The following is a 23,638-nucleotide window of genomic DNA, read 5'->3' as shown; positions in this document are numbered from 1 at the left end:
CACCAATATGTATCCGAGCCCGGAGAGACCAGGCTCCGGAGCCTTCGTGTACCAGCAGGTAGAGCAGCTGCGCCGGTTCGGCCACACGGTCGACGTAATCAATATTGTGGGCTCCCGGTCCAAGCTGAACTATCTGAAGGGCGCCTTTGACGTCGTGCGAATGACAGGCGTGACGACATACGACATCGTCCATGCTCACTATGGATATTCGGCCTATCCCGCGATGTTTCGGCTGCGGGCGCCGCTCGTCATCACGCTGCACGGGACCGACGTACTTGGGAATGTCCTTGAAGGGCTGTCCACGCAACTGGTGTCGCATTTCGCCGACGCCATTGTCGTCGTGTCCGAGGAGATGCGGAAGCGGATTCCCGGAATCGTGATTCCTTGCGGGGTCAATCTCGGCGTATTCAAGCCGTACGATCGCCACGAAGCGCGGGCGCGGCTGCGATGGCCCAACGACAAATTCATCGTCCTGTTTCCGTTCGATCCGGCACGCCCTGAGAAGCGATATGACCTGGCACGCGCGTCGGTCGACCGGCTGGTGCAGGAAGGCGTCGACGCGCAGTTGATGACTGTCATCAATGTGCCGAACGAGGAAATGCCCTGGTACTACAGCGCGGCAAACGCCCTGCTTCTCAGCTCGGACTATGAGGGGTCACCGACCTCCATCAAGGAAGCGCTGGGGTGCAATCTTCCGGTGGTGTCGACCGATGTCGGCGACGTCCGTGAGCAGTTGAACGGCATCGCGGGGACGTGGATATGTCCACCGGACGCCGGCACGATTGCCCGCAGCCTGCGAGATGCCTTTGATTGGTCGCTGAGCGGCGAGTTTAAGGGGCGGGCGGCCGTGGCGAGATACGATCAGGCACTCACCGTGGAAAGGATCGTCGCGGTATATGCCGACGTCATCTCCAGCTTTAGGGCAAGGGCGCAGGGCGGGCGCTTGCTGCGGAGCGGATAATGGCGAGGAGCTTCGCGGAGCAAACGTCGTTTGCCTCGGGCGCCGCTTTGGCCAGCGCGACGCGGGGGCCGTTGTTCACAGGGTGAGCTGGAGTGAAGCAGGTTCTCACGAACGGCATGATCGAAATGGCCCGTTGGTCTGGCCTGACGCCGGCATTCCGCAAGATCTTTGCCGGCCGGGCGGCTATTCTAATGTTCCACGAGATCCAGCAGGATAGCCGCTCGGAACTGATGACCGGGACTTCAGTCGCCCTCTTTGAATATTCGCTCAATTGGCTGCGGCAAGAAGGGTGGGAGATTGTGAGCCTAGCGACGTGTCTCGATCGATTGGCGTCAGATTCGGGGGCGGGCGGCCGCTATGCGGTGCTTACCTTTGACGACGGCTACCGGGACAATGTCGCGACCGCGCTTCCAATTCTCGAGCGATACAACGCTCCGTTCACGATCTACGTTCCCACTGGCGCGCCGAAACGGACGCTGCAGGCCTGGTGGCTGGGTTTGCGTGAAATGTTTCGCTCGGAAGACACCGTAACGATCGATGCGATGGACCGGCGAGTCCATTGCCCCCGACTACGCGAAAAGATGGCGGGTTTGAACGAGGTGACTGAGTGGATTCATCAAGACTACAACCGGATCGGAATGCTTGCTCCAACGTTCAACAAGGCAGGTTTGTCGTTGTCGGCCTTAAATGAAGCCTATTTTCTGGATGAGCGCGAGCTTCAAGGCTTGGCGCGGCATCCTCTGGTGTCGATCGGCGGGCACACCGACTCGCATGCCGCCTTGTCGTGCCTTGATACCGAGTCCGCACGGGCTGAGATGGCAGATAACCGCCGCTATCTGGAGCAATTGCTGCAGCTGCCGGTCCAGCACTTTGCTTATCCTTACGGTGACTCCAAGGCATGTGGCCCCAGGGAAGCGGGCTTTGCAAAGGACATCGGCTTTTCAACCGCAGTGACGACGCGGCATGGGCACCTGTCTGATACGAAATCGGATCATTTTGCGCTTCCTCGCATCGGCGTTGGAGGGCAATTCGATACGACAGCCAGATTCGAGGCGCGCATCAGCGGCATTCAATCGGCAGCTCATATGCTTCTGGGGTCGCAACGTTGAATGTTGCGCTGAATCACTCACTGCGAGGTGGACTTACTCAGTTCACTCGGGAGGGCGTCGAGATGCGCATATTGCACCTTATCGAACGTCTCGGCCCGGGAGGGAAGGAACGACAAGTCGTCGAATTGCTGAAAGGACTTGCCGCTCACCGCGACATAGAGTCATTCGTCGCTGTCATGGACAAGGACGAGGTCTGCCTCGAAATTGATCGAGAACATGCGCAAGTCATTCAGCTCAATCGGAGAGGCAAGAAGGATTTGCGCCTTTTCAAGCGCTTGTATGAGCTGGTCTCCGACCTGAAAATCGATATCGTCCACTCGTGGGGCTCGATGTGCTCGATCTATGCGGCGCCGCTTACGAAGGTGTGCGGGACCGCTTTCGTAAATGGGTTCGTGCGAGATGCGCCCTCGCATATGACGCTGTGGACTGAGGGGTACTTGAGAGGCAAGCTGACGATCCCGTTCTCCGATGTTGTTGTTGCCAACTCGCGCGCAGGCCTGGCGGCCTACGGGATTCCCGAGCGCAAAGGTCTATGCATCTACAACGGGTTCAGTCCGGAAAGGGTCTCGAACCTGAAGAATGAGACCGAGCTTCGCGCCATTCTGGGGATTGCGACGCCCCATATTGTCGGGATGGTCGCCAACTTCACACCCAGAAAGGACTATGCGACCTTCGTTGAGATGGCGTGCCGCATTTGCCGTCTTCGGGAGGATGTAACGTTTTTGGCTGTCGGCAGCGGTGCAACGCTGGAGCAGGTACGCGCTAGCATTCCGACCGAACATTCGCATCGCATAAAGTTCCTGGGGCGGCAGAACGACATAGAGAGCATCGCCAATCTCTTCACCGTCGGTGTTCTCGCCACCAATAGCCGTTTGCACGGGGAGGGCATTTCCAACGCAATCACCGAATGCATGGCATTGGGTAAGCCGGTCGTGGCAACGGACGACGGGGGCACTTCCGAGTTGGTTGTGGAGGGGCAGACCGGCTTTCTTGTACCGAGTCATGACGCCGGCGCTTTGACCGATCGTGTGCTTAAACTGCTCGACGATGCTGAACTCGCCGATCGTTTGGGTGCCGCGGGACGTCGGCGCGTTGAAACGACATTCTCACTTGATGCGATGCGCGATGCATATCTCTGCCTTTATCGGAAAGTGGCATGCAAGAGAGCGCGCGCGACATGGCACGGCGCGACCACGAGCGATATGGTCGATTGATCGCTTGGTCGTTCTCATTCGCGGCAACGTCTGGCCAAGCCCCGGTCTAATGTTGTGCTTGGTTCCGATCGCGGTATCGACCGTGTCCTGGGTGTTCAAATCGGCTCCCGAACAGAATGCCTCGCCAGAGTTTCCAGACTGGACGGCTCGAAGGCGCGCAAGAACAGCTCCAGGTTGGCCAGCGACCAAAGCACCTTTTCGTGGTTTTGACGGCGGGCAAGATGCTCGTTGACCAGCTGCCTCAAGACATCCCTGTTGCAGAAGGATGCCACGCGCGCACCGTCGCATACCAGCAAATCGGAGATGAATTCGCGATAAGGACCGCGAAACCACTCCTCGATTGGCACGCGGAATCCGATCTTCTTGCGCGTCAGAATCCCCGGTGGAAGAGCGTGCTGCATCGCGGCTCGCAGTACGGACTTGCCGCCGCTCCGACCGACCAGGAAGCTGTCCGGAAACCGCGCCACGAGCCTGGCGAGACTGGTGTCCATGAATGGCATCCTGCCCTCAATTGAGCCCGCCATCATCATTCGGTCAGCACGTTCAAGGAGGTTGTCGGGTAGCCACGACGTCTGATCGAAGAACAGCGTTCGCCGGACATTCGACCCGACGGCCATTGAGAACGGATGGGAATCGGGCGGCGCTACGGGCAGGGCGCGTCCGACAATGCGGTCCCGTTCGTTAAGCGAGACGCCGCCAAACCAGAGTTGCATCCGGCTCGGCCAATCCCGCTCGCCCGCTGCAGCAGACAGGATCTTGGCGCGACGCATATCGTACGGCAGCGCACGCATTGCCGGTGATATGATGCGGTCGTGAACGGCCTGCGGAACCAGTCGTTGGTAGAGTTCGATCCACAACTCGGCTCGATGTTTGGGATAGCCGCCCAGAAGTTCGTCCGCTCCTTCTCCAGTAAGGACCATTTTCACGCTGCTCGAGGCCATGTGCGACAGCATCATAACTGGAATATCGGCCGGCTCGGCCGCAGGGGCGCCGCGCCGCAGCACGGCGGTCGGCCAGCTCTTCAGGAAGTCGTGCGGCTCCAGCACGATTTCCTCGTGATTGGTGTCGAATTGACGGGCAATGCTGCGGGCGTGATCAAGCTCGGAGTAGCCGGCTTCACGAAAGCCGACTGAGAAGGTCCGCACGCGCTCAGGGCTATGACGGACCATAGCGGCAACGACGGCAGACGAATCGATTCCGCCAGACAAGTATGCTCCAAACGCAACGTCGCTCCGCGTGCGCATGCGCACCGCATCATCGAATGTCGCCTTGAACAACCGGACCGCCTCGCCGAAGTCCGTGATATCGGGTTCTGCCGTCGCCAACGGCGGTACGAAGTACCGGGCGATGCTCGTGCGTCCTTCGCGCCACACCAGGTAGCAGCCCGGGGGAAGCTTGCGCACGGCTTGAAAGAATGTCCCGGGTCCGGGGACATATCGATTGAGGAGATAATGCCCGACGGCATGCGGGTCGATCCGGGTATTCATGCCCGGGAACTTGAGCAGGGGGGCGATTTCCGAGGCGAACAAAAGACCTGAGTGCTCGGCCATGAACAGCGGCTTCTTGCCGAACGGGTCGCGTGCCAGGACAAGCTGTTGGGTCCTCGCATCCCATAGCCCGAACGCGAACATGCCGCGGAAACGCCTGATCGAGTCCAGTCCCCATGCCCGGTAGGCTTCGATCAGCACTTCCGTATCGGAGGACGTACGAAAAGCATGTCCGAGAGAGACGAGTTCCTCGCGCAACTCAACGTAGTTATAGATCTCTCCGTTGAGTACGAGACCGATCGAGCCATCAGCGCTCCACATCGGCTGGGCGCCGCCCTCGAGATCGATGATCGAGAGACGCCTATGCCCCAAGCTGATTTGATGGCATCCGCCGGCAGTGTCGCCTTGCCAGTAGCCGGCGCCGTCGGGGCCCCTGTGCTTCATGAGGTTGGTGAGGCGGACAAGAGTGTCGTAATCTTGTCGGTGCTTTCCCCGAAGTGCCCAGCCAAAAATCCCGCACATGATCCCTGCCAGCTTCTTGTTTCCGGACATTGCTGTGGCCGCGGATGACCCTCAATGGGTAAGGCGGAGTAATCCTTGGAGATTGCGTCATATTGTCCTCTCGACTTGGCCGCGAGGTCGCTGCGCAGCGCGCTCCGCCGCGACGTGTGATGTTCGACCCAGCGAAGATGCTGAGGATCTTTTCCGGCGCGGCCTCGGCCAGCAGAAGCGGACCGGATTTCATCCAGCGACGAGCGGACCCGCTCAAGCGAGATGTGGCGCAACCGAATTCGGGTTGCGCAAGGTCTGAATGATAGGCCTCGAACGTTTTGTTTCGTCTGCGGCTGATCGTGCCGCTACCGATGCGGCGCGAACGGGCGGCAAGGATCACCGCGACGCGGAAGAGCCTGCCGACGGCGCCCGGTCGAACTGATTATGGTGGGCGCGGTTTGCGAGCGCTCCGCGATCCGCAGTGTTTGCGACTCGATCGTGCTTTGTTGCGCGACCTGCAGCATTCGCGATGGCGCTTGCCGAGATGGATTTGATCAGTGGAGAACTTTTTTGCTCCGTCACTGCCATGACGCGGAATTTGGCTGCAACGACAAGTACATGCCACCTGCGCCGCCGGCTTTGCAGTTTCAAACTATCGCCATTTTAGAAAATTTTTTTGCCATACTCGCTCATTAACCAGCCGACCCAGCAGTTGGGGATGGGCGATTCGCACTGCATTGGAATGTGCACGCAGTTGATCCTGCGATGCATCGGAAATCCGCTCGTGGCGTAGGCGTTGCGAGTGCGTGGTATGTCGCGCGCCTTCGCGCTGCGGCCGTAAATTCCCTTGTAAGCGTCAAAGAGAAGCATCTCTTCGACCCATGGAGGCCTGAATTGGATACGACTGGGACAATCACATCATTTTCTTCCACACCGATGACGAGGTTTTCGATCGGGGGCGACGTCTACGGCGTGCAGGATGCGAGCACGAGCTACAGCCTGACCAATCCTGACCCGCAAACTCTGCGCTTCGAGGTCCACCAGGGTGATCATGCCTGGTACGACGACTCGTCTGTCGACCGCTCCGAGGTGTCAGGCGCGGGCAACATTCCGGGCGGCACTCCGATCAACTTGAACTATCAGTTCATGGTGGAGGCAAATGGCCCCAACGGGTCATTTACGAATACGGCAGATGGCTGGTTCATCGTCGGCCAGATGCACAATGATGATAACGCGAGCGGCGTCGGCACCTCGCCGCCGTTTGCGATCCAGCTTGTCGGCGATCATCTGCAGGTCGTCGCCAGATATGTCCAGCCGGGCCAGGATCCGAGCAACGGGGCCGGCAATGTGCAGATGCTTACGCTCTGGACTGATCCCAATCCGATCAAGACGGGCGTGTACAACAACATTCAAATACAGGCCGACGTCTCGAACACCGGTGGCGGGTATTTGAAGGTCTCGATCAACGGGACCCAGGTCGTGAACTACAGCGGCCCCTTGGGCTATGGGCAGGCCACCAATTGGGAGTACGGGGTCTATCGCTCGACGGCGCCGGAGACCGTTGCGGTCGATTACCGAAACATGACGCTGTTGACGGGATCGGCGGCGACGTCGGCGCCGACGCAGCCGACCACACCGACGCAGCCGACCACCCCGAACGTCGCACCGACGGTGACGCAGGCGTCCGCTTCGCCGGGCACCGGAACCGAGCATGTCGGTGATGTCGTCACGTTGACGCTCACCTTGAGCGAGGCCGTGACCGTCACAGGCAAGCCGACGCTGTCGCTCAATGATGGTGCCAGCGCCACCTATGTTGGTGGCTCCGGGACAAATACGCTAACCTTCCAGACGACGGTCGCGTCGACGAATACCAACACCTCGGCGCTCGCCATCACCGGCGTCAATCTCGCGAGCGGCGTGAGCATCAAGGATTCCGGAGGACTTGCCGCTGATCTCTCGGGCGCGGTGAAGACGTTCTCCGGTCTCCAGATCTCGAACACGCCCATCATGCCGACGCAGCCAACCACACCGACGACGCCGACCACTCCGACAACTCCGTCGACGCCGACGGTGACTACGCCGGTGCTCTCCGTCGCGGACACTTCGCTCACGGTGAACGGCAGAGGTGGTCATGTCGACCTGGGGACAACGCTGTCCACGACCGATCCCAACGATAAAGTCAGCCTGAACATCAAAGGGCTGCCGAGATATGAGACGATCACGACCGGCGATGGTACGACGTTCAGCGGTGGCGACATCACGCTGAGCTCTGCGCAGGTCGCCAGCGGATTGACGCTGACATCCTACTACCGCGGCAATTCTCATCCGGTCGCGACTCTCACCCTGACGGCGAGCGCGACCGATCCGGCTACCGGCGCTGTGACGTCGGCGACGCCGCAGACCATCACCGTAACGGATCCTCGGCCGTCCACGAGCTCGGGGAGCACGACGGGCTCAGGGAGCACGACAAGCCAGGCCCATGGGCACCACCATCACCTGAGCTCGGCCAGCAACACGCTGGCAGCTACCGTGCCGCAGACCACCTCTTTGGCGAATTACGATGCGGCCAAGGGGTCCCACGCAAGCCATAGCTTCGCGCTGCTGAACCAGTATCTGGCGGGTAGCTCTGGTCGGGTCGACGGCGGTCAGATCGCGGCGGCCGTTTCGAACGGCGCCGCCTGGGTGCAGAACGCGTTCCTGACGAAGCCGCACCACTGACGACCTGCCGCACCCGGGCACCTTGCGCCCGGGTGCGGCACCGTCAATTTTTGGGCGGTACGCGGCAAGATTGGCGGGCGCAGCGAAGGGGAGGCTGAAAAACCAATCCACAACGGAGAGTTGCCGGCCGCCGCCGTTTGGCGGACAATCGTCGCAAGGATTCCGATTCGATACTTCATTGTGAGCGTAAAACGCCTGAGTTTAGGTCAGTTTTCGGGCACAACCTGCGTATGCATAAATCCACAATTCGAAAGTTTTTTCGCCATTTTTGCTCGTTAACCAACCTGCTCAGCCAGTCGGGGGGGCAATTTCAAATATCCCGTCGCGCTGAAATCTCCTCGCGGTTCGAGGCCCTAACGCTCTGATGATTGCTTGCGCCGTTTTGGCTGCGAGCACGCGTGTGTCGCATATCCTCGGATAGGCGTCATTGGAATTCCATGTGCATGCAAAGGACCACGAACGCGGCCGCTAGCCGCGAGGAGTAGAGTAACGAAATGGCGATCCAGAACGGAAATGCCCACGCACCATCAGATCTGGGGTTTCGAGCGCTGGCTCTGTTCCTGCGCCTTCATGGCGTGAACACTGAACCCGATCAGCTCCGCGATCGCTGCGGAGACGATGGGATAGGCATCCGCGCAATGCTTCGCTGCGCGCACGAATTCGGGGTCAAAGTCCGTGCAACGACGATGGATTGGCCGCGGCTGGCGGGCATCCAGTTGCCTGGGATCGCATCGCTGCGTGACGGCGGATTTTTGCTTCTAGGAAAAATCGAGGACCAGGTGGCGCTTGTGCTGCACCCGACCTCGTCGCATCCGCGGCGGATGACGCGCGCCGAATTTGAAGCGATCTGGGATGGCGGCTTGATCTCGCCCGGCTCACAGGGCCTCGCGCACCGCGCACGTCACGCGATTGCCGACATCCGCGCCCGAGCAGTTGGCCTGGGTGCCGGCCTGATGCGCCGCGCCGGTGGCCTTCTGATGCGTGTCCGCGACGGCTCGACGAAGGCCCGCGATACCTTGCTGACGAAGGCGTCCGGCATGCGGTCGCGTTTTGCAGCTTCCGCCGATGTTGCGAACGAGGCAGCGGATACCGGATCCACGGCCGCGAGCATCGACCCCGAAGACGCCGATGAATCCGGGCTCATTGCGCTCGCGATCTTGCTGCGTTGCCACGGAATCGCTGCCGACCCGGGCCAAATCCACCACCGGGTCGGCGCGGCGCGCCTCGGCGTTACTGAAATCCTGCGCTGCGCCAAGGAGTTCGGGCTCAAGGCGAGGGTGCAGCGGACCAGTTGGGACAGACTTGCAGTCACGCCGCTGCCGGGAATTGCACTGCTGCGCGACGGCAGCTTCCTGATTCTCGGCAAGCTCATCGACGGCAAGCTTCTCGTTCAGCGCCCGCTGTCTCCGCGCCCTGAAACGCTTTCCCAGGCCCAGCTCGAGGCCATCTGGGATGGTGGCCTCATTCTGATGGCCCGGCGCGCCGGCCTGACTGATCTCGCGCGACGCTTCGATATCGCCTGGTTCGTCGGCGCCATGCAAAAGTATCGCCGTCTGCTCAGCGAAGTGCTGGCGGCGTCGTTCTTCCTTCAGATCTTCGCCGTCGTCTCACCGTTGTTCTTCCAGGTGGTGATCGACAAGGTGCTGGTGCATCGAAGCATGAGCACGCTCGACGTTCTGGTCATCGGCCTCGTCGTGTTGACTGTGTTCGAAGCCATTCTCGAGACGCTGCGCGTCTATCTGTTCGCGCATACGACAAACCGTATCGATGTCGAGCTCGGTGCCAGGCTGTTTCGCCACCTGATGGCACTGCCGATCGCCTATTTCCAGACTCGCCGCGTCGGGGATTCGGTAGCCCGTGTCCGGGAGCTGGAGAATATCCGCCAGTTCCTGACGAGTTCGGCGCTCACGCTGGTCATCGACCTTCTTTTCACGGTCGTCTTCCTTGTCGTGATGTTCTACTACTCGACGACGTTGACCTGGATCGTGCTCGCGTCCTTCCCGTTCTACATCGGCATATCGGCGGGAGCCGCGCCGCTGTTCCGCGCGCGCCTCGATGAAAAGTTCAATCGCGGCTCCGAGAATCAAGCCTTCCTGGTCGAAAGCGTCACCGGCGTCGAGACCTTGAAGGCCATGGCGGTCGAGCCGCAGATGCAACGCCGCTGGGAAGAGCAGCTCGCCGGCTATGTAGCCGCAAGCTTCCGTGTGCTCAGCCTGAACAACACGGCGAGCCAGGCCGTTCAGATGATCAACAAGCTGGTCATCGCCGCGACCCTTTACTTCGGCGCGCGGCTGGTGATTGGCGGAGAGCTGACTGTCGGCGAACTCGTCGCGTTCAACATGCTGGCCGCGCGCGTCAGCACGCCGGTGCTGCGGCTTGCGCAGGTCTGGCAGGACTTCCACCAGGCCCGTCTGTCGATCGATCGTCTCGGCGACATCCTCAACACCATTCCGGAGCCGAGCTTCACTCCGTCCCGCGCCGCCTTGCCGCCGATCCGCGGCCAGGTGAGGTTCGAGCACGCGACGTTCCGCTATCGCATCGACGGCCCCGAGGTGCTGCACGACGTGTCGTTCAGCATCGAGCCGGGCCAGGTCATCGGCATCGTGGGCTCGTCGGGGTCGGGCAAGAGCACCATCACCAAGCTGATCCAGCGTCTCTATGTTCCGGAGAGCGGACGCGTACTGGTCGATGGCGTCGACCTCGCAATGGTCGACCTGAGCTGGCTGCGGCGCCAGATCGGCGTCGTGCTGCAGGAAAACGTGCTGTTCAACTGCACGATCCGGGACAACATCGCACTGACCGATCCGACCATGTCGATGGAACGCGTCATCGAGGCGGCAATGCTGGCCGGCGCGCACGACTTCATCCTGGAGCTGCCCGAGGGTTACGACACCATCGTGGGCGAGCGCGGTAGCAGCCTGTCCGGCGGACAGCGCCAGCGTATCGCAATCGCGCGCGCGCTGATCACCGATCCGCGCATCCTGATTTTCGACGAGGCGACCAGCGCGCTGGATTACGAGAGCGAGCGCGCGATCCAGCAGAACATGAGGCGGATTTCCGCCGGCCGGACCGTCATCGTTATCGCTCACCGGTTGTCGACCGTGCGCAATGCCGACCGGATCATCACGCTCGAGCATGGCCGCATCGTCGAGGACGGCAGCCATGATGAGCTGATCCAGACCAATGGCCGTTACGCGAACCTTCATTACCTGCAGGCTGGTATCCATGACGTCCGCTAGTCGCAATATCGTCCCGTTTCCGAGGCGCGAACTCCGGCGCCGGGAGCACGAGCTGGCATTTCTGCCGGCGGCGCTCGAAATCGCCGAATCGCCGCCGTCACCGATCGGGCGTGCGATCGGAGCGAGCATCATCGCAATGTTCTGCATCGCGCTCTTGTGGGCGACGCTCGGCAGCGTTGATATCGTCGCCACGGCGACCGGCAAGATCGTGCCCGGCGGCCGCACCAAGCTGATCCAGCCGTTCGAAACCGGTGTGGTCCGCGCCATCAAGGTCCGCGACGGCCAGAGCGTGAAGGCCGGTGACGTTCTGATCGAGCTCGATCCGACGATGACTGAAGCCGACCAGGAGCGCCAGAAGAGCGATCTGCTGGCGGCCGAACTCAACGCAGCGCGATTGCGGGCGGCACTCGCGCCCGATCCGCTCGCAGCCTTCCGTGCTCCGCAGAACGCCAGCGCCGCCGATATCGAGATGCATCGCCAGTTCCTGATCAGCGAGCGCGCCGAGCAGAATGCCAAGCTTTCTGAGATCGAACGGCAGCAAGGGCAGAAGGAGGCGGAGCGGGAGACGACATCGGCGAGTGTTGCCAAGCTGGAAGCAACCATTCCCGTGCTGCAGGAGAGGGTCGACATCCGCAAGGGCCTCGTCGAAAAGGCCTTGGCTTCCAAGGTCGTCTATCTGTCCGAGTATCAGGAGCTGGTCGCCATGCAGCAGGATCTCGTGCTGCAGAAGAGCCGGCTGCGCGAAGCCGATGCGGCGATCGCGCTTCTGAAGGAAACCAAGGAAAAGGCTGCCGCGGAGTATCGCCGCGCGACCTATGATGCGCTTGCGAAGGCCGAGCAGAAGGCTGCGAGCGCGGCGCAGGAGGTGATCAAGGCGGATCGGCGCACCAAGCTCCAGCGTCTGACCGCGCCGGTCGACGGGGTCGTGCAGCAGCTTGCCGTCCATACGGTGGGCGGCGTGGTGACCCCGGCTCAGGCGCTCGCAGTGGTGGTCCCCAGCGAAAGTCAGCTTGAGATCGAGGCCATGCTCTCCAACCGCGACATCGGGTTCGTCCATCCGGGGCAGGCGGCGGAGATCAAGATCGATACCTTCAACTTCACGCGTTACGGACTGCTCCATGGCGACGTGCTCAGCGTGTCGACGGATGCCATCACGCGCGACAAGATGCAGGGGGCGAATGACCGCCCGTCGGGCGCCACGTCGAGCAGCAGCGAGCCGAAAGGTCAGGAGCTGGAATATGCTGCGCGGGTTTCGCTTGACCGGACCCACATGCAAGTGGAGGACAAGCTGGTCAAGCTCAGTCCGGGCATGGCGGTGACGGTCGAGATCAAGACGGGTACGCGCAGGATCATCAGCTATCTGCTCTCGCCGCTGGCGAAGTACAAGCAGGAAGCGTTGCGGGAACGGTAAGCAGCCGTCTTGCTAGGCGAGGCCTTGTGCCGCCGGACCAAGCCGGGCGCTAGGCAGGCCCAATGCGGAAGTTGGAAAGGCCCGGATCGACGGTGACGCGATCCGGGTCGGCGCATCGCAGCTCAGACGTTGAGGCAACAGCTTTTGGCGTCGTTGTTGAGCGGCCCAGCGACCAGGCATTCTCGTCTGCGGGCAATCGAGGCTGGGCCTCATTCACTGTCCCGCAGATCACGGGATCCGTTCGGACACCCTGACACATAGGCACGGCGCGCGAGGTATCCGCCGCGAACAATCTCTACGCCACGCCGGGGGCACCTCGCTCCGCCGGAATGTTCGTCGGCATCGTCTGCCGTATACCGATCTCGTCGCCGCTCTGAAGGCGCGGCACGGCGCCTACCTCCGGGCAACCTCTCAACGCATTCTGGTTACTTCGGATGGTGTGCTGTTCAGCTTGCGAATTCAATGCCACTGTTAGGGATCGCTGATTGTGGCGGGATAGATCAGCCGGCATCGGAGGGGCTAGTCACCTTGTGCGGCTTCGTCGGCATATTCGAATTCAAAGAACCGTTTGAATCTGCGCGCAACCGGGCGCTGGAAATGGCAAAGACGGTCAGGCACCGTGGGCCGGACTGGAGTGGCATTTATTCCAGCGAACGCGCGATGCTCGCGCACGAACGGCTTTCCATCGTCGACGTAGAGCACGGAGCTCAGCCCCTCCTCGACGTCGTCGCCGGGCGGGCCTTGGCTGTGAACGGAGAGATCTACAACCATGTCGCCCTGCGCGACGCACTGAAGCGGCCGCACGATTGGAGAACGAAATCAGACTGCGAGATTATCCTGTATCTCTACGAGGAGTACGGACCGGCTCTGTGCAAGATGCTGAGCGGCATTTTTGCGTTTGCCCTCTTCGACGAACGTACCGGCGAGTTCTTCGTCGCCCGGGACCACATCGGCATCGTGCCGCTTTATATCGGATGGAGCGGGGACGGCGTGACGTATGTCGCCAGCGAAATGAAAGCTCTCGATCCGGTGTGCGAGACGATCCAGGAGTTTCCGCCGGGACATTACTATAGCGGCAAAGCCCGCGAATTCGTTCGGTGGTACGATCCGGAGTGGGCGCATGCATTTCCAACAAAGAAGGCGTCGTTGCACGAGCTCCGGACTTCGCTCGAAACCGCAGTCAAACAGCAAATGATGTGCGACGTACCCTACGGGGTACTTATTTCTGGTGGGCTCGATTCCTCGCTCATCGCAGCGCTCGCGGCGCGGCACCGCTTCAAACGGATCGAGTCTGGCGAGACCGAGGAGGCCTGGTGGCCAAGGCTGCACTCGTTCTCCGTGGGCTTGGAAAATTCGCCCGACATGAAGTATGCCCGTAAGGTGGCGGCTCACATCGGCACGGTCCATCATGAAGTTGTATTCACCGTGCAGGACGGGTTGGACGCATTGCCCGATGTGATCCGGCATCTGGAAACCTTCGATGTCACCACCATTCGTGCCGGCACGCCGATGTATCTGATGGCGCGCAAGATCAAGGCAATGGGCATCAAGATGGTGCTGTCTGGGGAGGGCGCCGACGAGGTGTTTGGCGGCTATCTCTACTTCCATATGGCCCCATCAGCGGAAGAATTCCACGAGGAGACCGTTCGAAAGCTCTTTGCGCTGAGCAGGTACGATTGCTGTCGCGCGAACAAGGCAACCGCTGCCTGGGGGGTCGAAGCGCGTGTACCGTTCCTGGACAAGGAATTCCTGGACTACGCGATGTCGATAAACCCTGCCGAAAAAATGTGCCCCGGTGCGAAGATCGAAAAGGGCATACTGCGGGAGGCTTTTACCGACCTGTTGCCGCAGGAGATCTTGTGGCGTCAAAAGGAACAGTTTTCGGACGGCGTCGGGTACAGCTGGATCGAGTGCTTGCGGAATCATGCCGAAGGCAAAGTCTCGGATCAGATGTTCGCGGAGGCGGACAAGCGCTTTCCGAAGCAGACGCCGACCTCGAAGGAGGGATATTTCTACAGGACCATCTTCGACAGCATTTTCAGGAATCCGACAGCCTGCCTGACCGTCCCGGTCGGTCCCTCGATCGCGTGTTCGACGCCGACCGCATTCCTCTGGTCGCAGCAGTTTGCGAGCATGGATGATCCATCTGGAAGGGCGGTGAAGGGCGTGCATATTGAGGCCATTGATAACGTTTAGGCAGCTGGGTGGCCAGGAAGCTCAATTTGCACTTGCTGCCCCGAAGAGCCGCAGCTTCTTTTTGGGCAGGTTCGTGACGATCGTTCGTAGCGTCCGTTTGGCCTCGCGGAGCTTCGCCTCGATGTGGCGTTCAGGACCGTCTCTGCCGATCGCGATCCACTTCATGGCATACTCGCTATTTGCTAGGTGGGCCTTGTGCCCTGCGCCGCCAGCCAGGAAATCGTAACCGCGTTCCCCGCGCGCGACGCTGTCCTCGATGGCCAGCACATGGCTGACGAGTCCGGGCTTGAGCCGGCCATCGCTTTCATAGAGAAAGCCGCTTTGGTAGTTCAGGACTCGGCCGTCATGCACGAAGTTGTAAACCACCCCAATCGTCTGGCCTCCGACCAGCGTCCGTGAGATGCGGACCGCTCCCGTGGCTATTCCGCGCGCGATGAGATCCTCGTGGAACGGGCGGAAGCCCGGATTGCCGAAAGCGCCCTTGCGTCCCCATCGCGATCGATGAAAGTCGCTCAGCAGATCGAATGCAGCCAAGGCTTCCCTCGTCGTTTCCATGATCCGGAATTCAAGGGGACCTCGTTCGGCGTACAATCTCATGGCACGGCTCACGGCCTGGCGAGTGCTGCGGCCCAGCGTGGCGCGATAATCCTTCTTTTGTTGACGGACTTTCGCGAAATCAACCCACAGGGCCGTGTCAGCGTGCTTCTCCTCGCTAACGAGCCCAGCCTGGCCCGCGGCGCGGCAAGCGGCCAACTCGAGGTCAGTATCAATTCCGGAAAGCACCAACTGGTCCGACCGGCGCAAGTGAGACGTCAACGCGTCGAGACCTGCCGGGATAATGGTGTCCGGGCGCTCGGCAAGAATGCTGTTGCACTCGATGAACAGCCGGTCGAAACGGGAATCTCCGGATTCATTGAGCAGCCAACGTGCCCGTGCATGCGGCCCAAGACTCCAGGCTCTCCGCCGGCCAATGATCGCCAACCCGACGATCTTGCCTGACGACCGTGCGACGAGGACGTGCGGCTGCGTGCCATCCGGAATATGCCGTAGCCAGGTGCCGATCCAGAGCCAAGACAAAAAGAACGAGTGGGGGGCCCGAGCTTCGAGCTCCTTCCACGCGGTCTCAAGCCAGGCAATGCTCTTCAAGGCCTCCAGGCTCACATCGGTGACGGCATCGGGCATGCTCATGCTTGTTCAACACCGCGGGGCCGCAAGCGCGCTTTGACGAGAGAACAAGGGCCCTGCTGCAACGATCGCGCATAGTCCCATGATCGGGCGAGCCTGGTCACACACGTATCCTTCTGGCGGTCACGTCATTGGGCGCCTGCGACCGTCGCCTCGGGCGGGCGGATAGCGGTACTATATCTGGAATTCCACCGATATGCGGACCCTTTCTGGTTACCTACTCCCGCGACTTGCGCCTTCGGCGCGACTGTGCCGAGGGGGCTGCGAGCGGCTAGCTTTCGGCTGGCGCCGGCGCTCCGGCGCGATACGCTCTGGCAGCCATCGCGCTTTGAGCGCACCATTTCCGCAATTGTGAGAACGGCTACGATGGTCGAGATAGAGCCTGAGCCGAGACCAGGAACGCTCCGAGTTGCTCGACCAGATCTGCGGCGATCGACTGGTCGACCATCAGAATTGTGGTGCCCGGTGTCTGGTCGGACGACCAGACGCCCTGAGCGGAGATCGCAGCATGATCGGAGCGCACCTTCACAAGCACGCGGGTTCTCTCTACGTTGAGACGCTCACCGACGAGATTGGTCCCTTCCACAGCGCCGCCGGCAGTCTGCCTGCCAACAGCGACTGGCGAAATCTCCAGTATCGCCTGGGCCAACCAGATCGCGTGCTTGTATGGAATCGTCCAAATGGCCGAGCCATGATCGGCATCAACATCAACTCTAAATGCCAGCCCGTCATCGGAGCTCTCGATCCCGAGAAAACCCTTGATGGTTTGTCGCTCAAGCGTGCCGTCTCGATTGGTCAACGCGGGCCTCGATCTTGCTTTCGCGCTAGTGAGGGTTGCTATTCCAAAACTCCACTTTCGAGTGAGCTGATCGCTCCTCAACTGGGCGGGACCGTCGCTCCCTAGGCTGGAGCGGCGATCCCTTGTCGCACGATATGTCTGGTCGGGGTGTGGGTGTCCGCCAATCCGCACGACTGGGGACACGGTAAATCGGCAAACGCCTGCGGCAAATTGCCATTCTGAACTAGTCCCGACCAAGAGGTGCAACAGCACGTCGCCTCTTGGCGCAAAGGTATTAGCGCGCCGCAGCAATTGCAGAATGCTGGTGACGAAATTCGAGAGAGACGTAAAGTCATTGGTCGAGGTTGACCGACGGCGGCTGAATACGGACAGCGACACGGTCGGAGCCGTCCAAGTTAGGCCACCCGCAGGAGCGGATTAGGCCATTGGCGCACCATCATTGGGACAACAACACCCCGTGTAATTCAGACGGGGTGAGTTCAGGCCCTGAGTCTCGCACCCCGGTAACGGCCCCGGTCTATCGCCCAGATCGGGGCTGTTTCTTTTCGGCGGAGCAGCGGCAGGTACCCCGCTCATCAGGAGCGCAACAGTTTCCTGGCCCTACCGTATGATACGAGCGACGCGGGCGCAGTCTGCTCGATCGAGGACGTCGGCTATGAAGCCTCGGTGTAACGGACCGGGCAGAACCAAATGAAGAAGGCCGCCAGATAAGGCGGCCTTGCTCTGCAGTCCTGGGATTGGTTTCCGTCATTCAATTCGGCATGAGTCGCGGCGAGGATGGCCTCGCGCTCAAACGTGCACTTGTCTCTGCGTACCGGGCGAGCTTGATCAGCGCTTCCTTGGCGGCACAGGGGGCGAGCGCTGCAGCTTCGTCCCGAAGCTCTCTGGCTCGCTCTGCAAGCCGCGCTTCGAGAGTATCCCGCTGAACCACGCGGTGGCGTAATTGTCCCATGCGCTTTTCCTCGACAGGTCCCCACCCGGAATTTACGATTCGAAGCTTTAACCGTGCGTAAAAGCTCTCCGGAGGAAGCAGTTCTGGGAGGTCAAGACGGCGCCAAGTGGGCGCGAAGAGGGCGCCAAATGGGACAAATTGCGAATTGCCTGGGAAAGGGCAGATTTTGCTGAAGGCTCAATGAGGAAGTCGAGATTCGCTCCCCGACAGGCTGCGGTGCTTGAGCAGATGGTGTGTCGATCTCGCAACGTCCCAATAGTTTCGCTGGGTATCGGGCGTGCTGGGCTTCACGTCGTTGCCAATTCGTCGTCTAATGACGGCGGACCTTCGGCGGGTGATTTTATTTCCAAGACGTTCATTTGAGATCGGGTCCAAGAGGTCGCTGTCCAGCGCCAGCGGCCTCTTCGTTTTGCTCACTGAATTGCAAAGGACCGTCCAATGCCGATACAGGTGTGGGCCGTTGCCGCTTCGATCGGCTGGACAGCCGTTGTGGGCACGATGCTGCTGTATATGATTTTCGGCCCCGGCTAACGCGACGATGCGCTGCTGGTGTCCGACCGGTAGGCAGGGCGAGGCAACCGCGACACGATATCTCGCGGCCGAAACATTGTCATTCCACGCCGACGTTTCACGTCATCGGCGCGACGCCCAAACGCTCGGGCTTCTGCGTTATCCGGGGAATTTTAGCTTAACGGCAGGCCTGAGCCGCGCTTCTCATTGTCGCCATGCTAGCTCATTTTTTTCGCCATACTCCCTGATTAACCAATCGAGCCTAGCAGTCGGGGGGCAATCCCACTGCAACGGAATGTGTGGCGGTCACCGCGATACATTGGAAATCCGCTCCTGGCGCAAGGCGTTGCGAGCGCGTGGTATGTCGCGCGCCTTCGCGCTGCGCGGCAGTGGAATTCCCTTGTAAACGTCAAAAGAGAAGAATCTCTGCGACCCACGGAGGTCTGAATTGGATACGACTGGGACAATCACATCATTTTCTTCCACACCGATGACGAGGTTTTCGATCGGGGGCGACGTCTACGGCGTGCAGGATGCGAGCACGAGCTACAGCCTGACCAATCCTGACCCGCAAACTCTGCGCTTCGAGGTCCACCAGGGTGATCATGCCTGGTACGACGACTCATCTGTCGACCGCTCCGAGGTTTCAGGCGCGGGCAACATTCCGGGCGGCACTCCGATCAACTTGAACTATCAGTTCATGGTGGAGGCAAATGGCCCCAATGGGTCATTTACGAATACGGCAGATGGCTGGTTCATCGTCGGCCAGATGCACAATGATGATAACGCGAGCGGCGTCGGCACCTCGCCGCCGTTTGCGATCCAGCTTGTCGGCGATCATCTGCAGGTCGTCGCCAGATATGTCCAGCCGGGCCAGGATCCGAGCAACGGGGCCGGCAATGTGCAGATGCTCACGCTCTGGACTGATCCCAATCCGATCAAGACGGGCGTGTACAACAACATTCAAATACAGGCCGACGTCTCGAACACCGGTGGCGGGTATTTGAAGGTCTCGATCAACGGGACCCAGGTCGTGAACTACAGCGGCCCCTTGGGCTATGGGCAGGCCACCAATTGGGAGTACGGGGTCTATCGGTCGACGGCGCCGGAGACCGTTGCGGTCGATTACCGAAACATGACGCTGTTGACGGGATCGGCGGCGACATCGGCGCCGACGCAGCCGACCACGAGCCCCACGACCGACCCAACCACTACCTCAACTGCGACCACAGCTCCAACCGGCATTGTCGCGCCGACTGTAACGCCGGACGCCACGTCGCCGGCGACCGCAGTGGTGAGCCCGGTGGCGGCTGCCACAACGACCGACCCCAGCGTCCTGGGCGCCATGGGAGCGATGGGCCTGGCGCCGACATCGGCGTCCGGTTGGTCGGCGCCAGTGACCGGCGCAAGCGCTGCAAGCCTGCCAAGCATGGATTTTTCGCGTTTCGGATTTGACACCGGTACGCTGGCAGGCGCAGCGCCGCAGACGACCAATTGGTGGGGAGACCAAGGCACGGCCGCCGCGTCTCAGCAGAGCAACAGCTATGCGCTGCTGAACCAGTATCTGGCGGGCAGCTCGGGTGGGGCCAATGGCGGTATGATCGCCGTGGCCATGAGTGGCCCTGCGTGGACACAGAACTCGTTCCTGACCAAGCCCCAGAGCTAAAGGACGGCTCGGCCGCGCGCGGTTCGTCTGCGCCGGCGCGCCTACGTGGCGCCTCGGGTAGATACCACAGGCCGGCCCGATGGTCGGCCTGTGTCACGTTGTCCTCGTGAAGCAATTGATCTTCACGATGTCGATCCGCCCATCCTGACGGCTCGAACGTTCGAGAGTGGGTTGCATTGGTCTGCGAACGCCCCCTCGGGATCCACGTGGTTCCCGCTCTTCTCTTCGCATTCGCGCTACGAGCCATCCGGTCGATCGCGAATATTCCGTTCGCTGCAATGCCACGAAGGTAGCTGCGCCTGAACCGGTGTTCGTGCCGGCACGAGCGGTCCGGCGACCCGCAGCAAGCGAAGCGCTTTCCGAGCCGGCCCGCCTCGTTGTTCGGCGTCCTTCAGTGCGGATCTTCGATTACCAAAATGAGTACCGCATATTAGGTCAGCAAAACGTCCCGAAAGCGGTCAAACCTCGCTGCTGACTTGGAGCATCCCCGGAGAGGACTGTGGGCCGGTTGGCTATCATCGCACTCGCGATCGCAATCGCGGGGCTTCTGAGCGGCGGCGTCTACTCGGTGTCGAGTTCAGGCCTCAGCACTGCAATAGTCATCAATCGCTTCACCGGCGCAGCGTGGTCGTGCAGTGTCGTTTGCGAACTCATCGAAACACGCCGGAATCCAAAATGAGGCATTTGGGCCTCGATGCGTGCATGATCTGCTGCGCCAGGCACGCCGGCCTGATGTCGCTTACGCGGAGAGCGTGCACGTCATCGCAAGTCGGGGCACGGACCGCGGCTGGGGCAGCGTCTCGCGGCGTGGAAGTCGCGCCAATGAAGTGGCGCTCGTCGGCGACAATATTCTGGAAATGGCATGGCCGCGCCTGCGGCGGTCGCTGGCTCGTCTTCGTCGCCGGACCGACAAATTCCCCGGAGATATTGTTCGTGGCATCGGCTGCCTCCGTAAGGGGACGATAAGCCAGTCCAGGGGCTGACCACGACGTTTCCTCGAGCGAGGTCGAATTGTCCGCAGCTGGCAGCACGCCGCAGAGGGCCACTCAGCGGGACCAACCGGCGAACGCCAGGCACGGCCTCCCGGCCCGCTGTACCGGGGTTGGAGGAGGTCAGGGCGGTCCCACCGACATCCGGCCGAGCTGCCGGCTCGGATCGTGGCCGGCAGTGGATCGGCGCTTCTTGCAGGCTGCCGTCTAGCTGCCGCGATAGCCACTCGGGTTCTGCATCTGCCAGCGCCAATGATCCGTGCACATCTGTGTGAGTGATCGCCTTGAGGTCCAGCCCAGCCGATTTTTTGCGAGCGTCGGATCCGCGTAGCAGATCGCGACATCACCGCTCCTGCGTTGGTCAATCACGTAAGGAACTGGCCGGCCACTCACGGTCTCGAATGTTTTCACCACCTCCAGGACGCTGCTGCCGCTTCCCGTTCCGAGATTGATGGTCAGAACGCCGGGTTGTTTCAGCGCGCTCAAGGCGCTCAGATGTCCGGATGCAAGATCGACGACATGAATGAAGTCGCGGATGCCGGTGCCATCCGGGGTATCGTAGTCATTTCCCCAAACGTGCAGCTTCTGACGTCGCCCGATGGCGACTTGCGCCACGAGTGGCAACAGATTGTTGGGTACGCCGAGCGGGTCTTCTCCGATGAGTCCGCTTTCGTGGGCGCCGACCGGATTGAAATAGCGCAGGATGGCGATCCGCCAATCGCTGTCGGACCCATGGAGATCCCTCAGAATCTCTTCGACAAAATACTTTGTGCGACCGTACGGATTGATTGGGCCGACGGGGTGCTTCTCGTCCAGCGGCAGGTATGCGGGCGTACCATAAACCGTTGCGGAGGAACTGAAGACCAGCGTTTTCACATCGGCACGCGACATCGCCGACACCAGCCGCATCGTTCCAACAACGTTGTTCTGGTAGTACGTCATGGGTTGAGTGTTGGACTCGCCGACCGCCTTGAGCCCGGCGAGGTGAATGACCGCGGTCACGCCGTGGGTGCGCAGGACCTCGTAGACCGCCTCCTCGTTGCAGATATCGATATGCCGGAATACGAGCGATCGCTCGCAGATGTCCTGCACCCGTTCGAGCGATGCGCGATTGCTGTTGCAGAGATTGTCGACTGCAACGACATCTAGCCCGGAGTCGAGTAGGGCGACTGCGATATGTGACCCGATATAGCCGGCGCCTCCGGTCAACAGGATCATTCTGATTCCATTTCCGTTCCGCGCCTGCACGCGCGCGATCACCAGGCATTTGCGGTTGTCCTGGCAACGCCCGCGTCAGGCGTTTGCGCCAACACCAAAGCGGCCGGCACCAATGGTGCCGATCGCCACATCGATGGGTGCCGCATCCATCGATGTGGCACGAACTCCGGCTCGAGATATCCGGTCGAAAGCTTCCCCGGCGGGTGGCCGAACCAATTTCGGCTATTTCCGCAGTCGGATCGCTCCCTCGGCCTTCGAACCGATTTCCTTGCGGGCGTGGCCGTTCGTAAGAGGAACTTCGAAGTAATTGACCGCATGGTCAATTGAACCGAGCGGCGCGGGCCGCCCTGTCCTCGCGATTTTAGGAAGTTCTCTCTTTGGTGGGAGGAGGCGCTCGGTTGCGTCAGCGGCCGGGTAGGCCGTCGCGCTTGATGGCCGAGCTATAGGTCGATGGTTCAGCCCCCAGATCGCCGCCTGTGTTCTGTTCTGAACACGAATCTTGCGGAGGATCGCCTTGATGTGGACCTTCACCGTAGCTTCCGCGATATCGATCTTGCGTGCGATGCACTTGTTGGAATCGCCTTCGATCAGACACTGGAGAATGGAGATTTCTCGCGGCGAAAGCTGCTGTGCGAGCCTGCTGTCGCCGTTCGCCGTGGCTTGACTATCATCGAGGCGTGGAGGGACACCGTCCGCGTCGCGCTTTTCGATTTCAAGAGCGGACGTCAAGAAGTCGGTCGGTAATACCGTTCCGCCCATCATGACGAGCTCGATGGACTTGATGAACGCATCGCAGTTCATCACGTCGATGAAATAGCCGGTGACGCCAGCTCGGATCGCAGCAGTCAACTCGCTCAGTCGATAGTGATCTGCGACGACAGCAATGCGTCCATCCGCGTGACGGCGCTTGAAGCACTCGATCTGCTCGATTGTAGGTGCGAAATCATCGCCACTGTGAACAACCAGGAACAGTGCCGGACAGGCTGAATCGCTTCCGACATTGGCCTTGCCAGGCAAATCGTCTGCATCGGAAATTGAAGCAAAGACTTGAAAATTTTCGGAATTTAGAATTCTGGCGAGACCTTCTTTGCGAAGACTGTTTTCACCACCAAGCACAATAGAAAAAGAATATTGTCGTCTCATGGAACTCTCCTGGACGCTACAAAAAATGAAACAGGCTCATCGGTTGAATCCGACTCGTTTCTTGGATGGCTTGCCAAGCCAAAACAGAGCGACGCATTGAAAATTGCTTGTTCAAATTCCGGTCGCTTGGACAGAAATTTGGGGCGAAAAAGCCCTGAGCATGCGTCAAAAGATTTACTAATATTAGATGCTAATCCCCAATATCCCTATATACCGTTGGTTATAGACATTCGTTGGGATGTCGCTCGTAATATCACGTCCGTATTTTCACGGGGCGCGATCTCCGCAGACCGGTCGAACAGCGCTCGCTTAGGGGGGCGTCGATATCGCTGCGCAATCTAAGATTGTA

At 60.5% G+C, this 23,638-nt stretch carries 13 protein-coding genes; 8 read left to right on the top strand and 5 right to left on the bottom strand.

What is annotated here, in order from left to right; all coding sequences use genetic code 11:
- Window positions 1-7: 7 nt before the first annotated feature.
- The 3 genes from ACVISU_RS05395 (at window position 8) to ACVISU_RS05385 (ending at window position 3,284) form a co-directional block, all read left to right on the top strand.
- Window positions 8-961, top strand: coding sequence for a glycosyltransferase (locus tag ACVISU_RS05395; protein ID WP_456710760.1), 954 nt, complete (start codon window positions 8-10; stop codon window positions 959-961).
- 92 nt (window positions 962-1,053) lie between these two features.
- Entirely contained in the window at window positions 1,054-2,070 is a 1,017-nt protein-coding gene (locus ACVISU_RS05390; protein ID WP_456706241.1) for a polysaccharide deacetylase family protein, read from the top strand.
- Between the two features lie 62 nt (window positions 2,071-2,132).
- Window positions 2,133-3,284, top strand: coding sequence for a glycosyltransferase (locus tag ACVISU_RS05385; RefSeq protein WP_456706240.1), 1,152 nt, complete (start codon window positions 2,133-2,135; stop codon window positions 3,282-3,284).
- 95 nt (window positions 3,285-3,379) lie between these two features.
- On the opposite strand, the gene asnB (ACVISU_RS05380) is transcribed toward ACVISU_RS05385, so the two are convergent.
- On the bottom strand, window positions 3,380-5,323 hold the full coding sequence (gene asnB / locus ACVISU_RS05380) for an asparagine synthase (glutamine-hydrolyzing) (RefSeq protein WP_456706239.1): 1,944 nt from the start codon (window positions 5,321-5,323) through the stop codon (window positions 3,380-3,382).
- A gap of 876 nt (window positions 5,324-6,199) precedes the next feature.
- Between asnB (ACVISU_RS05380) and ACVISU_RS05375 the strand changes: the two genes are divergently transcribed.
- The 4 genes from ACVISU_RS05375 (at window position 6,200) to asnB (ACVISU_RS05360) (ending at window position 14,827) form a co-directional block, all read left to right on the top strand.
- A complete protein-coding gene (locus tag ACVISU_RS05375; protein ID WP_456706238.1) occupies window positions 6,200-7,981 on the top strand; it encodes a heparin lyase I family protein in 1,782 nt (593 codons plus the stop codon).
- Between the two features lie 494 nt (window positions 7,982-8,475).
- Complete coding sequence (locus tag ACVISU_RS05370; RefSeq protein ID WP_456706237.1) at window positions 8,476-11,220, top strand: type I secretion system permease/ATPase; 2,745 nt, start codon at window positions 8,476-8,478, stop codon at window positions 11,218-11,220.
- On the top strand, window positions 11,207-12,631 hold the full coding sequence (locus tag ACVISU_RS05365) for an HlyD family type I secretion periplasmic adaptor subunit (protein ID WP_456706236.1): 1,425 nt from the start codon (window positions 11,207-11,209) through the stop codon (window positions 12,629-12,631). The genes ACVISU_RS05370 and ACVISU_RS05365 overlap by 14 nt, the downstream gene beginning before the upstream one ends.
- A gap of 528 nt (window positions 12,632-13,159) precedes the next feature.
- Window positions 13,160-14,827: an asparagine synthase B gene (gene asnB, locus ACVISU_RS05360; protein ID WP_456706235.1), complete on the top strand. Its 1,668-nt coding sequence runs from the start codon at window positions 13,160-13,162 to the stop codon at window positions 14,825-14,827.
- Window positions 14,828-14,848: 21 nt separating this feature from the next.
- Here asnB (ACVISU_RS05360) and ACVISU_RS05355 read toward each other — a convergent pair whose 3' ends face one another.
- A complete protein-coding gene (locus ACVISU_RS05355; protein WP_456706234.1) occupies window positions 14,849-16,015 on the bottom strand; it encodes a GNAT family N-acetyltransferase in 1,167 nt (388 codons plus the stop codon).
- A 358-nt stretch (window positions 16,016-16,373) separates the two neighbouring features.
- Entirely contained in the window at window positions 16,374-16,811 is a 438-nt protein-coding gene (locus ACVISU_RS05350; protein WP_050401263.1) for a hypothetical protein, read from the bottom strand.
- A gap of 1,910 nt (window positions 16,812-18,721) precedes the next feature.
- On the opposite strand from ACVISU_RS05350, the gene ACVISU_RS05345 reads away from it, so the two are divergent.
- A complete protein-coding gene (locus ACVISU_RS05345) occupies window positions 18,722-19,939 on the top strand; it encodes a heparin lyase I family protein (RefSeq protein ID WP_456706233.1) in 1,218 nt (405 codons plus the stop codon).
- Between the two features lie 1,196 nt (window positions 19,940-21,135).
- Here the strand turns inward: ACVISU_RS05345 and galE are convergent.
- The gene (galE, locus tag ACVISU_RS05340) at window positions 21,136-22,146 is read right to left on the bottom strand and encodes a UDP-glucose 4-epimerase GalE (RefSeq protein ID WP_050400217.1); all 1,011 of its coding nucleotides are present in this window, start codon (window positions 22,144-22,146) and stop codon (window positions 21,136-21,138) included.
- A gap of 222 nt (window positions 22,147-22,368) precedes the next feature.
- Window positions 22,369-23,289, bottom strand: a complete 921-nt coding sequence (locus ACVISU_RS05335) for a LuxR C-terminal-related transcriptional regulator (RefSeq protein ID WP_050400218.1) — start codon at window positions 23,287-23,289, stop codon at window positions 22,369-22,371.
- Between the last annotated feature and the right edge of the window lie 349 nt (window positions 23,290-23,638).

This window comes from Bradyrhizobium sp. USDA 4452, assembly GCF_054063575.1.
This window is presented reverse-complemented; position numbering and strand designations above follow the sequence as displayed.

Excerpts from the sequence above, each read along its gene's own strand:
- ACVISU_RS05395 (WP_456710760.1), top strand. The coding sequence starts at position 8 with ATGTATCCGAGCCCGGAGAGACCAGGCTCCGGAGCCTTCGTGTACCAG.
- ACVISU_RS05385 (WP_456706240.1), top strand. The coding sequence starts at position 2,133 with ATGCGCATATTGCACCTTATCGAACGTCTCGGCCCGGGAGGGAAGGAA.
- asnB (WP_456706239.1), bottom strand. The coding sequence starts at position 5,323 with ATGTCCGGAAACAAGAAGCTGGCAGGGATCATGTGCGGGATTTTTGGC.
- ACVISU_RS05375 (WP_456706238.1), top strand. The coding sequence starts at position 6,200 with ATGACGAGGTTTTCGATCGGGGGCGACGTCTACGGCGTGCAGGATGCG.
- ACVISU_RS05370 (WP_456706237.1), top strand. The coding sequence starts at position 8,476 with ATGGCGATCCAGAACGGAAATGCCCACGCACCATCAGATCTGGGGTTT.
- ACVISU_RS05365 (WP_456706236.1), top strand. The coding sequence starts at position 11,207 with ATGACGTCCGCTAGTCGCAATATCGTCCCGTTTCCGAGGCGCGAACTC.
- ACVISU_RS05355 (WP_456706234.1), bottom strand. The coding sequence starts at position 16,015 with ATGAGCATGCCCGATGCCGTCACCGATGTGAGCCTGGAGGCCTTGAAG.
- galE (WP_050400217.1), bottom strand. The coding sequence starts at position 22,146 with ATGATCCTGTTGACCGGAGGCGCCGGCTATATCGGGTCACATATCGCA.
- ACVISU_RS05335 (WP_050400218.1), bottom strand. The coding sequence starts at position 23,289 with ATGAGACGACAATATTCTTTTTCTATTGTGCTTGGTGGTGAAAACAGT.